Annotated in this window: 13 protein-coding genes; 6 read left to right on the top strand and 7 right to left on the bottom strand. The window is 65.9% G+C overall.

Annotated features, from left to right (window positions below; all coding sequences use genetic code 11):
- The first annotated feature begins 46 nt into the window (after nt 1–46).
- The 4 genes from I1A62_RS20955 to I1A62_RS20940 are packed head-to-tail and all read left to right on the top strand — an operon-like array spanning nt 47 to nt 3643.
- Complete coding sequence (locus I1A62_RS20955; protein WP_124393374.1) at nt 47–1045, top strand: hypothetical protein; 999 nt, start codon at nt 47–49, stop codon at nt 1043–1045.
- Nucleotides 1042–2274: a phosphotransferase family protein gene (locus tag I1A62_RS20950; protein WP_219459652.1), complete on the top strand. Its 1233-nt coding sequence runs from the start codon at nt 1042–1044 to the stop codon at nt 2272–2274. The genes I1A62_RS20955 and I1A62_RS20950 overlap by 4 nt, the downstream gene beginning before the upstream one ends.
- Entirely contained in the window at nt 2271–2816 is a 546-nt protein-coding gene (locus tag I1A62_RS20945; RefSeq protein ID WP_219459651.1) for a hypothetical protein, read from the top strand. Before I1A62_RS20950 ends, I1A62_RS20945 begins: the two co-directional genes overlap by 4 nt.
- Entirely contained in the window at nt 2813–3643 is an 831-nt protein-coding gene (locus I1A62_RS20940; RefSeq protein ID WP_219459650.1) for a 5'/3'-nucleotidase SurE, read from the top strand. The genes I1A62_RS20945 and I1A62_RS20940 overlap by 4 nt, the downstream gene beginning before the upstream one ends.
- Here the strand turns inward: I1A62_RS20940 and I1A62_RS20935 are convergent.
- The 5 genes from I1A62_RS20935 to I1A62_RS20915 all read right to left on the bottom strand — a co-directional run bounded on the left by I1A62_RS20935 (nt 3585) and on the right by I1A62_RS20915 (nt 9105).
- Complete coding sequence (locus I1A62_RS20935) at nt 3585–3839, bottom strand: hypothetical protein (protein WP_219459649.1); 255 nt, start codon at nt 3837–3839, stop codon at nt 3585–3587. The genes I1A62_RS20940 and I1A62_RS20935 overlap by 59 nt on opposite strands.
- 71 nt (nt 3840–3910) lie before the next feature.
- Nucleotides 3911–5347, bottom strand: a complete 1437-nt coding sequence (locus I1A62_RS20930; RefSeq protein WP_219459648.1) for an aldehyde dehydrogenase — start codon at nt 5345–5347, stop codon at nt 3911–3913.
- A 35-nt stretch (nt 5348–5382) separates the two neighbouring features.
- Nucleotides 5383–6489: an NAD(P)-dependent alcohol dehydrogenase gene (locus I1A62_RS20925; RefSeq protein ID WP_219459647.1), complete on the bottom strand. Its 1107-nt coding sequence runs from the start codon at nt 6487–6489 to the stop codon at nt 5383–5385.
- A 59-nt stretch (nt 6490–6548) separates the two neighbouring features.
- On the bottom strand, nt 6549–7778 hold the full coding sequence (locus I1A62_RS20920; protein WP_219459646.1) for an NAD(P)/FAD-dependent oxidoreductase: 1230 nt from the start codon (nt 7776–7778) through the stop codon (nt 6549–6551).
- A 4-nt stretch (nt 7779–7782) separates the two neighbouring features.
- Nucleotides 7783–9105: a cytochrome P450 gene (locus I1A62_RS20915; RefSeq protein ID WP_124393366.1), complete on the bottom strand. Its 1323-nt coding sequence runs from the start codon at nt 9103–9105 to the stop codon at nt 7783–7785.
- 344 nt (nt 9106–9449) lie between these two features.
- Here I1A62_RS20915 and I1A62_RS20910 point away from each other — a divergent pair, with 344 nt between their 5' ends.
- A complete protein-coding gene (locus I1A62_RS20910; RefSeq protein ID WP_219459645.1) occupies nt 9450–9770 on the top strand; it encodes a 2Fe-2S iron-sulfur cluster-binding protein in 321 nt (106 codons plus the stop codon).
- A gap of 20 nt (nt 9771–9790) precedes the next feature.
- Here the strand turns inward: I1A62_RS20910 and I1A62_RS20905 are convergent, their stop codons facing one another.
- Complete coding sequence (locus I1A62_RS20905; protein WP_219459644.1) at nt 9791–10729, bottom strand: LuxR family transcriptional regulator; 939 nt, start codon at nt 10727–10729, stop codon at nt 9791–9793.
- Nucleotides 10722–11849: a helix-turn-helix transcriptional regulator gene (locus I1A62_RS20900; RefSeq protein ID WP_124393363.1), complete on the bottom strand. Its 1128-nt coding sequence runs from the start codon at nt 11847–11849 to the stop codon at nt 10722–10724. Before I1A62_RS20900 ends, I1A62_RS20905 begins: the two co-directional genes overlap by 8 nt.
- Nucleotides 11850–12098: 249 nt before the next feature.
- Here I1A62_RS20900 and I1A62_RS20895 point away from each other — a divergent pair, with 249 nt between their 5' ends.
- Nucleotides 12099–12878 carry an enoyl-CoA hydratase/isomerase family protein gene (locus tag I1A62_RS20895; protein WP_072937093.1) on the top strand — a complete coding sequence of 260 codons (780 nt, stop codon included), beginning with the start codon at nt 12099–12101 and terminating at the stop codon, nt 12876–12878.
- Nucleotides 12879–12890 lie beyond the last annotated feature (12 nt).

Here is a 12890-nt window from a genome sequence, read left to right as displayed (position 1 = left end):
TCCAACGCTATCCATTCCACAACCGCACCTATCGAGGAGAACCACGATGATCACAGATGCAGACTCCGAGTTTCATCCCAGGGACCCGGACGATCGGACCTGGACCGAGACGATGTTCCTGCCATTCGCCATCCCCGACGAGGGCATCTTCGGCAATGTGTACGTTCTCGCCCGCCCGAATGTCGGAATTGCCACGTCGTCGATCCTCATCGGCAAGGGATTCTGCACCCAGCCGTACGAGATCGCATTCACCGATCCGCAGGTACACCTGCCCTGTCCCGAATCCTTCGCCAAATTCACGCTGGGGAATGGGCTCAGCGTGAACGCTCCGACACCCAAGGAGTACGACGTCAGCTACGAGAACGCACTGGGTGCGTGCTCACTGGACCTGTCGTTCCGGGCCCTGCACGAGCCGTTCGATCCGGGCGATCCCGAGCAGAATCCGCTCCTCGCGGCGGACCGGAGTACGGCGGACAGTCGACACGGTGACGAATGGGAGAACGGCCATTTCGAGGTGAAGGGGCACATCACCGGAAACCTCGAGCTGCGCGGCAAGAAATACAAGGTTGATTGCTACGACGGGATGGACCACAGCTGGGGCCCCCGCACGGAGACAGGTACCCGCTCGGTGGCGTGGGTATCGGTGAACTTCGGGCCCGAATTGGCCGTTCACCTCGCCGTCCTGATCGACCTGCGAGACGGTCAGGTCAGATACGAGAAACTCCGATTCGGTTTCGTCGTGGAGAACGGTGAGGTCCATCCCGTGGTGGACGCCGACATCCGAGCAGAACACACGGAACTCCTGGCAATCAACAATCACATCCGGATCACCGATGCGCGAGGAAAGGAGTACGAGTTCTTCGGCACGGCGATCTCGAGCCACCCCTGGTACAACTTCAACCCCTCCCACGTCAGTTATCAGGGGGTCTTCCGCTACCACTGGGGCGACAAGGTGGGATACGGGGAGATGGCCGACATCTACGGGTTGGACTATCTGGCAGAGCGGATGTCCAGTCACGGCCGTGCACGGGGGCTGAACGCATGAACGATCACGACCTGACGTGGGGTCTCGACTTCGACGACCGCGACGACCCCTCGCCGGATTTCATCGACGCAGTCCGTCGGGAGTACCCGACGGAGCGTGAGGTCGACACGATGCTCACACGCAAGATGAGCCGCCGCAAAGGCCCGTCGTATCGCCGCCCGGATCTCGCCGAGATGGCCAAGATCCTCGACGAGTTTCTCGGCCACGAACTCGGTACGTCCAACTTCGAGATACGAGATCTGCACTGGTTCACCGGGGGAGTGTCCAAGATCCAGATCGGTTTCACACTCGACCGTGACGATCCCGCGGGGCGCCGTCGGTCGGAACATCTCGTGCTTCGGATGGACCCCAGTGAGGGATCGAATGCGACGAGCCGCGCTCGTGAGCACGAACTGTTGACTCTCATGAACGGTGTGATCCCGGTGCCGAGACCGCATTTCCTCGACGCCGAGGGGGAATGGTTTCCGGAACCGGCGCTGATCTACGAGTTCGTGGAGGGCGTCACCAAACCTTCGGCCACGGGAACCGGGCGGATCAGTGGTCTCGGTACGGATTTCGGGCCGGACCACGGGAGGGTGCTGGCACCTCAGTACCTCGACCACCTGTCCAAGATCCACAACACCGATGTCTCGGACCGGTCGTTCACTCATCTGCAGGTTCCCCGCACCGGTTCCACCGAGTCGGCGGAATGGATGGTGCACCATGCGCTGCGCTGTTGGGAAGAGGACCGGGGCGAGGATTCCCCGCTCATGGAGATCACGGCGAACTGGCTGCTGAGCAATCTGCCCGTCCTTGATGTCGCCGGTGTCGTCCACGGCGACTTCCGCAGCGGGAACTTCCTTTTCGACGAGGAGTCCGGTCGGATCCTGGGGTGGCTGGACTGGGAGCGTGGCCTCATCGGTGATCGGCACCGTGACCTGGCATGGATCACGCTCCCCACGATGGGCCACTACGACGCCGACGGACGTTACTTCGTGTGTGGCCTCATCCCTCTGGACGAGTTCTTCGATCGATACACCGAGGTCTCCGGTCTCACCGTCGATCCGGAGCGGCTGCGGTTCTACCAGATCCTGAACTGCTTCACCATCATCGTGTCGACGATGGCGTCCTCCTACCGCATCGCCCGGCTGGGAAAGTCACACCAGGACATCCTGCTCACCCGCGTGGAGGGACTGGTCCCGGTGATCTCTCGCCAACTCATCACGCTCCTGAAGGGGAAGAACACATGATGGACCACAGTGAGAACACCCTCCGTGCTGCGATCAAGTCGCTGCGTGACACCGTCGCACCGGCGGTCGACCCGCTGGATCCGCAGGCCGTCGAGCAGCTTCGACTGACGATCGATTTCCTCGAATTCCTGCGGACCCGCGTCTACGACATCCATGCCCGGCAACGCTACGAACTGGGCCGCCAGATGGACATCGCACAGGCCCTTCTCGACGACGCCGCGTTGATCTCTCCGGACGTCGGCGACCGACTCACCCGCGCCGTATCCGATGCGCGATCCGTCCACGCCGATGCGGACGCACATACCCAGGATCTGCGCGCGTCCTCGCAGAAACTCTGGGCGGTCGTGCGCGGTGTCCTCCGAACCGCCCGGCAGGCGCCTGAAGACGTCCGTGAACGTATCAGCACCAGAGTGATCGGGGGAATCGAGCCTTTAGTCGAGATGGAAAGTGCGTGGTATCTCCCGTTCGGGTTCGAACCCGATCCCGGATCGGTTCCGCAGTTGGAGGAACTCCTCGACCGCGCCTCCTCTGACGCCGGATGAGAATCCTCGTCACAAATGACGACGGCATCGAGGCAGCCGGACTTGCGGCACTCGCTGCCGCAGCTGAGGGCGACGGCCACGAGGTCGTGGTCGTCGCTCCCAGCGCCGAGTCCAGCGGCAGCGCATCCAGCCTCGGCGTGATCCGGGACAGGAATCGAGTGACGGTGTCGGCGCGAGATATTCGAGGCCTCAGCGGAATCGCGGCATTTGCGGTGGATGCCCCACCCGCGCTCGGGGTCCGGGCCGCCTGCAGCGGCGCCTTCGGGTGGAAGCCGGATCTGGTTGTGTCCGGTATCAATCCCGGATTCAACACTGGCCGGCTCGTCCTGCATTCGGGGACGGTCGGCGCCGCGCTCACGGCCGCATCCCTCGACGTCTGCGCCGCCGCATTCAGCACCGAAGCGCAGTCGGTGCTCGGTCTCGACACGACCAGTCGGGTAGCCACAAGTGTCATCGGCGGATTGCTCGATGCCGGGCTGCCGCCAGTCGCGGTGAACGTGAACGTGCCCGCGCTTCCGTTCCCGGAATTGAAAGGCCTGAGTTTCGCTGATCCGGGACCCGTGAGTTGCGATGACGTCGCCTTCGACTTCGAAGGCAATAGTCTCGCGCTGCGCAGGCGGCGCAACCCGCCGCCTTACGACGACCGATCGGACGCTGGCCTCGTCGCCCGTGGCCTGATTTCGGTTACGGTGCTCGCACTCCCCTGGAGGACGGACGCGAATGCCGAAAGCCGTGTCGTGGCAGCCATCGAGCGGCGTTGGATCCAAGCTAGTGCATCGTGCGAACGCGCGAATACGACCTCCGCCTGTCGGGGCGCGCGGGTGTGAGTTTCACGGTGCATAGTTCGTCGAGCCGCCGCCGGACGCTGTCGTTGACGGTGGAGTGGCCGGTGAGGAGACGTTGCAACCTGCGGTAGAACACGGCGGGGTAGACGCCGAACTCGGGCAGGATGTGTTCGTCGCCGCCGCCGAAGGGTGCCCATTTGACCGCGAAGTCGAGCATGGCGAGTTCTTCGTTGGTCACCGCCGTCTTCCGTTCTCTCGTGTGGGTGTGGGTGCGGCCGTGCATGGTGTCGCACGGCCGCACCCGGGGGGTCATCGCACGTCGAGGTAGATGCTCTTGAGCTGCTGGTAGCTCGCGAGGCCCTCGGGTCCGAGTTCGCGGCCGAGGCCGCTGTTCTTGATGCCGCCGAAGGGGGCGGTGGGGTCGTTGGAGTAGCCGTTGATCCCGACCGTTCCGCTGGCGATGCCCCGGGCGAATTGGGCGCCGCGTTCGGGGTCCGCGGTCCAGATGGAGCCGCCGAGTCCGTAGTCGGAGTGGTTGGCGATCGTGACGGCTTCGGCCTCGTCGGTGTAGGGGATGACCGACAGGACGGGTCCGAAGATTTCTTCCTGGGCGATCGTGTGGCCGGTCTCGACGTCGGCGAAGACGGTGGGTTCGACGAACCATCCGTGTTCGGCGTCGGCGGGTCTGCGGCCGCCGGTGGTGACGCGTCCGCCGTCCGAGCGGCCCTTCTCGATGTATCCCTCTACCCGGTCGCGTTGCCGGGACGACACGAGCGGTCCCATCTGGGTCGTGTCGGACAGCGGGTCGCCGACCGACAGGCCCTTGGCGAGGTCGGTGATGGTGTCGACGATCTCGTCGTAGCGGGAGCGGGGTGCAAGGACGCGGGTGCCGAGCCAGCAGATCTGCCCGTTGTTGAGCAGGGTGGCGGCGTAGAACGACTCGATGTTCGCGGCGAGGTCCGCGTCGTCGAGGACGACGGCGGCGGACTTTCCGCCGAGTTCGAGGGTGACGGGGCGCAGCAGTTCGCCGCAGGTGCGGCCGATGGCGCGTCCGGCGCCGGTGGAGCCGGTAAAGGAGATCTTGTCGATCCCGGGGTGGGCGACGAGGTAGGCGCCGAGGTCGCGTCCACCGGGGACGATGTTGACCACACCGGCGGGGAGTCCGGCGGCGATGGCGGCTTCGGCCATCAGGAACGCGTCGAGCACGGTTTCGGGGGACGGTTTGAGGACGACGGTGCAGCCGGCGGCGAGGGCGGGGGCGAGTTTGAGGAATGTGATGGCCTGCGGCACGTTCCACGGGACGATGGCGCCGACGACGCCGATCGGGGAGCGGGTGACGAGTGTGGAGCCGCCGAGCATGCCGGGCCGGATCTCGTCTTCCTGCTTCGCCGCCATGTCGGCGTAGTAGCGCAGCAGGACCGGTGGGAACCCGCCCTCGAACTGCCGGGCGAGGGTGATGGGCATGCCGTTCTGGCTGCTGACCCGGGTGGAGGTGTCCTCGGCGCGGGATTCGAGTTCGTCGGCGAACCGGTTCAGCACCTCGGCGCGTTGGGCCGCGGTCCACGACGACCACTGGGTGAGTGCGGCGCGGGCGGCGTCGACGGCGTCGTCGATGTCGGTTTCGGTGCCCTCCGGCACGGAGCCGATGCGCTGCTCGGTGGTGGGGGAGATGACCGGGATCGTCGAGTCGCCGGCGGGCCGGGCCCATCCGCCGCGGATGTAGAGATCGGGGTAGTCGATCGTCATCGGGGTGTCCTTCTCGAGGTTCGGTGGTGGGGTCGTCAGTCGTGCAGGAGCACGGGTTTGAGGACTTCGCCGCGGTGCTGGGCGTCGATCGCGTCGTTGATCTTCGCGAAGGGGAAGGTGGTGACGAGCTTGTCGAGCGGGAACTTCCCGGCCTTGTACAGTTCGACGAGTTCGGGGATGAACTCGTCGGGGACGCTGTCGCCCTCGATGATTCCGGTGATCGTCAGCCCCATGGCGAGGGAGTTGATGATGTTCAGCGGCACCGAGGCTGCGGGGTCGGCGGGGACGCCGATGAGTCCGATCTTGCCGTGGAAGGTCATGGCGCCGATGAGGGATTCGATGACGGCCGGGACGCCGGAGGTGTCGATCGCGTAGTCGACGCCGGCGGGGATGATCGCGCGGACTTGCTCGGCCAGCGGACCTGCACCGGGGTCGATGACATGGGTGGCGCCGAGTTCGAGGGCGAGATCGCGTCGCGACTGGTGCGGTTCGACGGCGATGATCGTGGCGGCGCCCTGCACGACGGCACCCATGACGGCGGCCAGGCCAACCGATCCGGCGCCGGCGACGAGGATCGCGGATCCGGGTCGGCAGTCGAGGGAGCGCATGACGGCGCCGGCGCCGGTCTGGATTCCGCAGCCGAGCGGAGCGAGGAGTTCGGCGGGAACGTCGGCGGGAACTTTCACGACGTTGCGTTCGAACGCGAGGCTGTAGGTGGCGAAGGAGGACTGTCCGAAGAACAGGCCGGTCAGGGATTCGCCGTCGGGGGTCGACAGCGGGCCGGTGCCGTCTTCGCGGACTCCGTCGTAGGCGAGGTGCATGAATTGGTGGCAGTAGGAGGGCGCCCCGGTGGTGCAGGAGGGGCAGGTTCCGCAGCTGTTGAAGGTGATGGCGACGCGGTCGCCGGCGGCGACCTTGGTGACACCGTCGCCGACTGCGCGGACGAAACCGCAGCCTTCGTGGCCGAGGACGGCGGGCAGCGCGGTCGGGAGGGCGCCGTCGCGTGCGGCGAGGTCGGTGTGGCAGATGCCGACCGCTTCGATCTCGACGAGCACCTCGCCGGCCTTCGGTCCGTCGATGGTGATCGTTTCGAGCGAGAACTCGGTGTGGGGTTCTCTCGCGACTGCTGCGAGTGCTTCCATCGTCAATGACTCCATGTCTGTGGGGGCCGGCCCGACAGGGACCGGCGTGGATCGAATGCTCAGAGAGCGGCTTCCCGCAACGGCGTCGCGGGATCGGCGAGGGCGGTGCGGTCGACCTTGGTGCGATTCCCGATGAACTTCTTTCCGGCCATGAATTCGCCTGCGGCATTCACGGTCTCGACGGCCACCGGTATCCCGTCGCTGTCGAGATGGAACAGTGCGAACGACGTGGCGGAGGAGTCGCCGCGCAGGATCGGCTGCGTGTCCGGCCCGATCATGCCCGCCATCTTCATCTTCAGATCGAACTGATCCGACCAGAACCATGGCACCTCGTGCGGTGGGAGCGGGGCGCCCATGATGACCGCCGCCGCCTGCTTCGCCTGTTCGACCGCACTCGGAATGCTCTCCAGCCGCACCATCTTCCCGAGCGTGTCGTGCAGTCGATACGTCACGTCCCCGATCGCGAGAACGTGCGGATCGCTGGTGTGGGCGGACCCGTCGACGACGATTCCGGCGAGGCACTCGAGTCCGGAGTCGCGTGCCAACGCGTCGTTCGGGATGGCACCCACCCCGACCAGGACGACGTCGCAGGCGATCTCGGTTCCGTCACCGAGTTCGATCCCGGCGACGCGGCCGTCGGAGCCGGTGATTCCCCGGACCTCGGCCCCGGTGAGAATGCGGGTCCCGCGGTTCCGGTGGAAGTCGGTGAGTGCCATCGACAGTTCCCGGCTCGCCACCCGGGCCAGCACCCGGTCCTCCCGCTCGATCACCGTGACGTCGCATCCGCGGGCGCGGGCCGACGCCGCGACCTCGAGTCCCACGTACCCACCGCCGATGATCGCCAGCGCCGATCCGGAGTGCACCGCCTCGCGGAGCATCGTGGCGTCGGCGAGGGTGCGGAGGCTGAGCACGCCCTCGAGATCGCTTCCCGGGAGCGACAGCGTCCGCGGCGCGGCGCCCGTCGCGAGCACGAGTGTCGTGTACTCCAGCACCGTTCCGGACACGGTCGTCGCGGTGCGCGCGTCCCGGTCGATGCGGCTGACCGGATCACCGAGCAGCGTGTCGATCTCGTTGTCGGCGTAGAACGATTCCGGTTTGAGCCACTGCACGAACTCGTCGTCGGCGTACTTCTTCGACAGCGGCGGGCGGTGATAGGGCGGATGGGTTTCGTCCCCGCACAGGACGATGCGACCGTCGAACTTCTGCTGCCGCAGCATGCCGGCGAGAGTGCCGCCGGCGTGTCCGGCCCCGACGATCACCACGGTGGGTGACGCATGTGACGTGACCATGGTGTTACCGGGTGAACTCGATCTGGACGGGCATGTTCTTGAGCCCGCCGACGAAATTGGTCTGGATCATCTTCGTGTCGTCGGCGAGTTCGAGAGACTCGATGTGGGGGAGCAGTTCCTCGAACATGATCCGCAGTTCGAGCTTCGCCAGGTGCTGGCCGATGCACATGTGCGGGCCGTAACCGAAAGCGATGTGCTTGTTGGGCCTGCGGGTGATGTCGAAGGTGTCGGGGTCCGGGATGACGTCCGCGTCGCGGTTGCCCGACTGGTACAGCAGCATGAAGCGGTCGCCCTTCTTGATGTCGCGGCCGCGCAGCGTGTAGTCCTGCGTCGCCTGACGCATGAAGTGCTTCACCGGCGAGGCCCAGCGCAGCGATTCGTTGACGATGTGCGGGGCGAGCGCCGGATCGGCCTTGGCCTTCGCGAGGAGTTCCGGGTTGCGGCCGAGTTCGAGCATGCCGCCGGCGAGGGTGCTCGACGTGGTGTCGTGACCCGCGGTGGCGATGGCGATGAAGTAGCCGTAGGCCACCTCGTTCGGGTAGTACTCGCCACTCTCGTTGCGTGCCACCGAGATGATCGTCGCGAGATCGTCGCGGGGGTTGGCCCGCCGGTCCTGCAGCAGCCTTTCGAAGTAGGCGTAGAAATCCTGAATCGTGGCCACCCACTGCTTCGCGGCGGCGTCCGGGGTGAGCGGTTCGACATCCTCCCGCGCGGCATCGGGATCGGCCGTGCCGAAGAACTCCTGCGTGAGGGCCATCATGCGGGGCTCGTCCGATTCCGGCACCCCGAACAGGCTCATGATGACGTGCAGGGGGTAGTGGAGGGCGAAGTCCTTGACGAAGTCGATCCGGCCGTCCGTCTTCAGAAGCCGGGCGACGGCAGCCTTCGCGAGGTCGCGGATGGTCGCTTCCCACTGGGCGAGGTTGGTGGGCCGGAACCAGTCCAGCGCGATGTCCTTGATCGCGGTGTGCTCCGGCGGGTCGAGGTAGGTGAGGGTCTCGAGGATGCGGAGGCTGCCGTTGTTGATGCTCTTGGTGAACTGATCGCCGGCCTGGTTCGCCAGGATCGGGTTGACGGAGCCCTTGTCCTCGCCGCCCGCACTGGTGAAGATGTCGGGCTGCCGCTCGATCTCCATGATGTCGGCGTGCTTGCTCACCAACCAGATGGGGTCGTAGCCCTCGACCACGGCGCGGCCCAGAGGATTGTTCTCCCGTAGCCAGCGGTAGGCCTCGAACAACGCGTCGTTGTCCCGGTGTCCCTCGGGTAGGACGATCTGACGGGCGACGGTGTCCGGAATCAGTTCCGTGACCTGCTCTGTAGTGCTCATCAATTCCCCTTCGTGGTGCAGTGAGTTCCGGCGCCGTACGTCGCGGCGCCCTCGCCGACTGGAGTGACTTCAGCCTGTCAGCCACGAGAGTGAGGGGCATCACACCATTGATCGAAAGTTGTCCACCTAACGGGGTATGTGCGCTGGGTCACGCGGTCGCCGGACGCCTCCTGTCGCGCAACTTCACCCCACCGGAGGGGGGTAATCCGTCGAAGTGGTGATGTGCCGGATGAGTGACCCGCGACACAATTTTCGTACTGAACGCGGCCGGGATCGCAGGGACGGCAACCCGCTCGGCGCGACGGCCGCGCAGATGTTCACCGGTCAACCTGAAGGAGATCGCCATGCCCACCGTCGTGTACCAGCTTCCAGACGGCTCGACGTCGTCCGTCGACGTTCCCGTCGGCCAGAGCGTGATGGACGGGTCGGTCCGCAACAACCTTCCCGGCATCGTCGCCGAGTGCGGCGGTAGCTGCTCCTGCGCCACCTGCCACGTGTACGTGAACGACGATTCCAGTGCGGCATTCGGCGAACCGACGTTGGAGGAACAGGACCTTCTCGAATTCCTCGACGGCGTCCAGCCGTGCTCGCGTCTCGCCTGCCAGCTCGTGCTCACGCCGGACGTGGACACCGTCACCGTGACCGTGCCGTCCGCGGACGCCTGAAGGGACATCCACCGGCCGCGTCACCGGGTGCCGGATTGATACTTCGCGATCAGTTCGGCACGGTTGGTGGCACCGAGTTTCCGGAGGATGCGTTTCACATGCGACTTGACCGTGTCGACCGTGATGAACAGTTCGGCGGCGATGGTGGAGTTCGACGCCCCGGTGAGAATCAGCCGGACCACATCCGCCTCGCGTTCGGTCAGCGGGTCGAGCAGGCGCCGCTCGGCGTCGTCATGCTCGGCATCGACCGGCGTGAGCTCGGTAAATGCTCGTGCAGTCACTGCGTCGAACTCGGTGTCGCTGCCCCACCGCTGGGCGCTCTCCCGGAGGAGGGCATCTTGGTGGTCGCGACGGGATTCGAGCCCGACCCGCTCGAAGCATCCGCCGAGTACCTCGGCGAACACTCCCAGGGCGTTGCGTCGTGATCCATCCAACGGTGTCCCGACGTGGACGAGCGCCGCAGCAGTCCCGTCGACGACAATGGGCACGACGGTGAAACCGTTCGCGCCCAGTGCGTCTCGCAGTTCGGCGAGAACCTGGGCACCGGCCGTTACTGCATTCGTCTCGAGGGCGCATGCTTCCGGAGAACCTGCCGGGAGGCCGAACTCGGCGGGCAGAGCGGGCGTCGTGTGGGGGTCGGCGCCGAACGAGGCGACGGGAATGACCCGGTCGCCGTAGAGTCGCGAGAACACAACCTGGTCCGCGGAGCAGAGTTCGGCGACACGCTCGCACGCTCGCCGGACGAGTTCCGCACTCGAGGCGGAGTCGTCGAGCGAGTGGACGGCGCGATCGATACCCTTGGCGAGTGCACCGATGTCGGCGGTGCGCGTCGCAGCGAGTGCGTTCCTGCGGTCGAGGAGATCGACCAGACGCCTGCCGAGTTCGACGGCGTGCTCCGAAGTGGCCGTGCGCATTCCGGTGAGGGTGTCGGAGATGGCCCGATCCAGCTCGTCAGCCACCGTTCACCGTCTTGGCATGGGCACACAGCGCCGCCACCTCGGCTCGCGTCGAGACGCCGAGCTTCTTGAAGATCCGCTGGACGTGGGATTTGACGGTGCCGCCGGAAATGCACAGCCGACGGGAGATGGCCGCATTGGTCGCTCCTGTCGCCATCAGCGTGAGTACTTCCCGCTCACGAGCGGTCAACGTGTGCGCGCGGGGAACGATCGATACCTGCGTGGTGTCGTCCACGCTCGCCGCGCCGGCGCGCCGAAGTTCGGAGGTAGCCAGGTCCGGCATCGTGACGGGCGCCTGCTCGAGGTGTCGCAACGTCCGGGTGAGCCGTTGGACCTCGGTGTCGATGTGCTTGTTGCGCGCAGAGATCTGTTGCCGGAGGTCGGCGCGTTCCTTCGACGAGGCGCAGGCGCCCGCCAGTACTCCGACGATGTGGACGTCGGTGTCGGACAGGCTGTCGCTCTGGCGGTCGACGTGGATCATCGCCACCGCGCGGGCGTCGACGACGACGGGAACCGCGAGGTATCCGGCGGGCCGCGACAGGTCGATGAGTGGTCGGTACGTATGCCGGTAGGTGTCGGCGGCGTCCACTGCGTAGGGCCGGCGGCGCCGGACGAGTTCGGCCTCGCGGGGGGCCTCGCGCAGCGAGATCTCGCGTCCGTCAATGGCCGTGATGAGTTCGTGGAAGTCGCCTGTCAGTTCAGGGTTGACGGCGAGTGCGACGGGAGACCAGTTGGAACCGCGGACCACGGAGAACATCGCCTTGCCGTATCCCAGGCTCGTGCACAGTTCGTGCGTCACGACTTCGGCGATACGGTCCGAGCCGGTGTCGAGCGCACGCACGACCCGCTGTAATGCCTCGAACTGGGCTGTGTGCATGCGCAGTCGGCGCGCGATGTCGTCGCGGCTCGCGGCGTCGAGTCGCGCCACGAGTTCCGCGAGGCGCAGGGTGTGCTCGGGGGAGGCGACACCCTCACGCAGCTTCCGGGCCGCGAACGCACGGATCACCGTGAGATCGGGCTCGCCGTCCGCCAGCCGGATCAGGTTCGGCTCGCTGCCGAGAAGCTCCTGTAACTCTGCGACTGCCTGCTCGGCAAGCTCGAACGAACTCGTCGAAATGACCACTCACCACTCCTTGCGCCGCGGCCGCCGCACGGATGACGACGACACCGTCGCCCATTCCTGTGACGTATCGCACAGTATAGGAGGTGCCACCTGGGGCGTTTCCGCACCGTCCGCGACCTAGCTCCAATGTATATGGTCAGTCCAAATACGTCACGCGTTCCGTGAAAGTGATGCGAGCGGGATCTTGTCTCGGACGCCGCCGTCGTACTAGGGTCGAATGGTAAGACCAAAATTGAAAGGATCGGCCCTATGGCGCACCCCGTGCGATACGACGTCGACGAGCACATCGCCGTGCTCACCCTCGATCGCCCCGAAACCCGCAACGCGCTGTCCGACGACGTGCTCGACGAGCTGCTCGCCGCACTCGAACGTGCGCGCGGGGACGACGACGTGCGGGTTGTCGTGCTCGCGTCCTCGCACGAGAAGATCTTCTCGGCGGGCGGCGACCTCAAGGCGTTCGCGAGCGAGACGCCCACGATCGTCAAATACGCCGGTCTGGATCGCTTCCCGCGGCTGTATCAGCTCATCGGCGGTCTCGGGAAGCCGGTGATCTGTGCGGCGGGCGGCGACGTGCTGGCCGGTGCGTTCGGTCTCGCGCTGGCGTGCGATTTCGTGCTCGCCAAGGAGTCGGTCCGGTTCGGGTGCCCGGAGATCAACGTCGGTGTCTTCCCGTTCATGATCTCCGCCCTCATCTACCGGAACGTCGGGCGTCTCAAGGCGAACGAGCTGATGATGTACGGCGAGCTCATCACGGCCACGGACGCACTCGAACTGGGGCTCGTGAACCGCGTGATTCCGGACGACGACTTCGAGACGGAGGTCCGCGCATGGGCGCGGCGGCTCGCGGGCAAATCGCCGCTGCTCATGCGTCTGGGCAAGGAGGCGATCAACAACACCCGGGACATGTCGCTGCCGGATGCGCTCACGGCGCTGCAGTCCCAGCTCGCACTCGCATTCACGACCGAGGATATCGTCGAGGGCGTCACCGCGTTTCGCGAAAAGCGTTCTCCTGTATGGAGCATGCGGTGATCGCCGGACCGG

The sequence above is a fragment of the Rhodococcus sp. USK10 genome, from assembly GCF_019378875.1.
In the GTDB taxonomy this organism is placed as follows: Bacteria; Actinomycetota; Actinomycetes; order Mycobacteriales; family Mycobacteriaceae; genus Rhodococcus_F; species Rhodococcus_F pseudokoreensis.
Note: the sequence above shows the minus strand (reverse complement) of the source record. Positions and strands in the feature narration are given on the sequence as shown.

Excerpts from the sequence above, each read along its gene's own strand:
- I1A62_RS20955 (WP_124393374.1), top strand. The coding sequence starts at position 47 with ATGATCACAGATGCAGACTCCGAGTTTCATCCCAGGGACCCGGACGAT.
- I1A62_RS20950 (WP_219459652.1), top strand. The coding sequence starts at position 1,042 with ATGAACGATCACGACCTGACGTGGGGTCTCGACTTCGACGACCGCGAC.
- I1A62_RS20945 (WP_219459651.1), top strand. The coding sequence starts at position 2,271 with ATGATGGACCACAGTGAGAACACCCTCCGTGCTGCGATCAAGTCGCTG.
- I1A62_RS20940 (WP_219459650.1), top strand. The coding sequence starts at position 2,813 with ATGAGAATCCTCGTCACAAATGACGACGGCATCGAGGCAGCCGGACTT.
- I1A62_RS20930 (WP_219459648.1), bottom strand. The coding sequence starts at position 5,347 with ATGACGATCGACTACCCCGATCTCTACATCCGCGGCGGATGGGCCCGG.
- I1A62_RS20925 (WP_219459647.1), bottom strand. The coding sequence starts at position 6,489 with ATGGAAGCACTCGCAGCAGTCGCGAGAGAACCCCACACCGAGTTCTCG.
- I1A62_RS20920 (WP_219459646.1), bottom strand. The coding sequence starts at position 7,778 with ATGGTCACGTCACATGCGTCACCCACCGTGGTGATCGTCGGGGCCGGA.
- I1A62_RS20915 (WP_124393366.1), bottom strand. The coding sequence starts at position 9,105 with ATGAGCACTACAGAGCAGGTCACGGAACTGATTCCGGACACCGTCGCC.
- I1A62_RS20910 (WP_219459645.1), top strand. The coding sequence starts at position 9,450 with ATGCCCACCGTCGTGTACCAGCTTCCAGACGGCTCGACGTCGTCCGTC.
- I1A62_RS20895 (WP_072937093.1), top strand. The coding sequence starts at position 12,099 with ATGGCGCACCCCGTGCGATACGACGTCGACGAGCACATCGCCGTGCTC.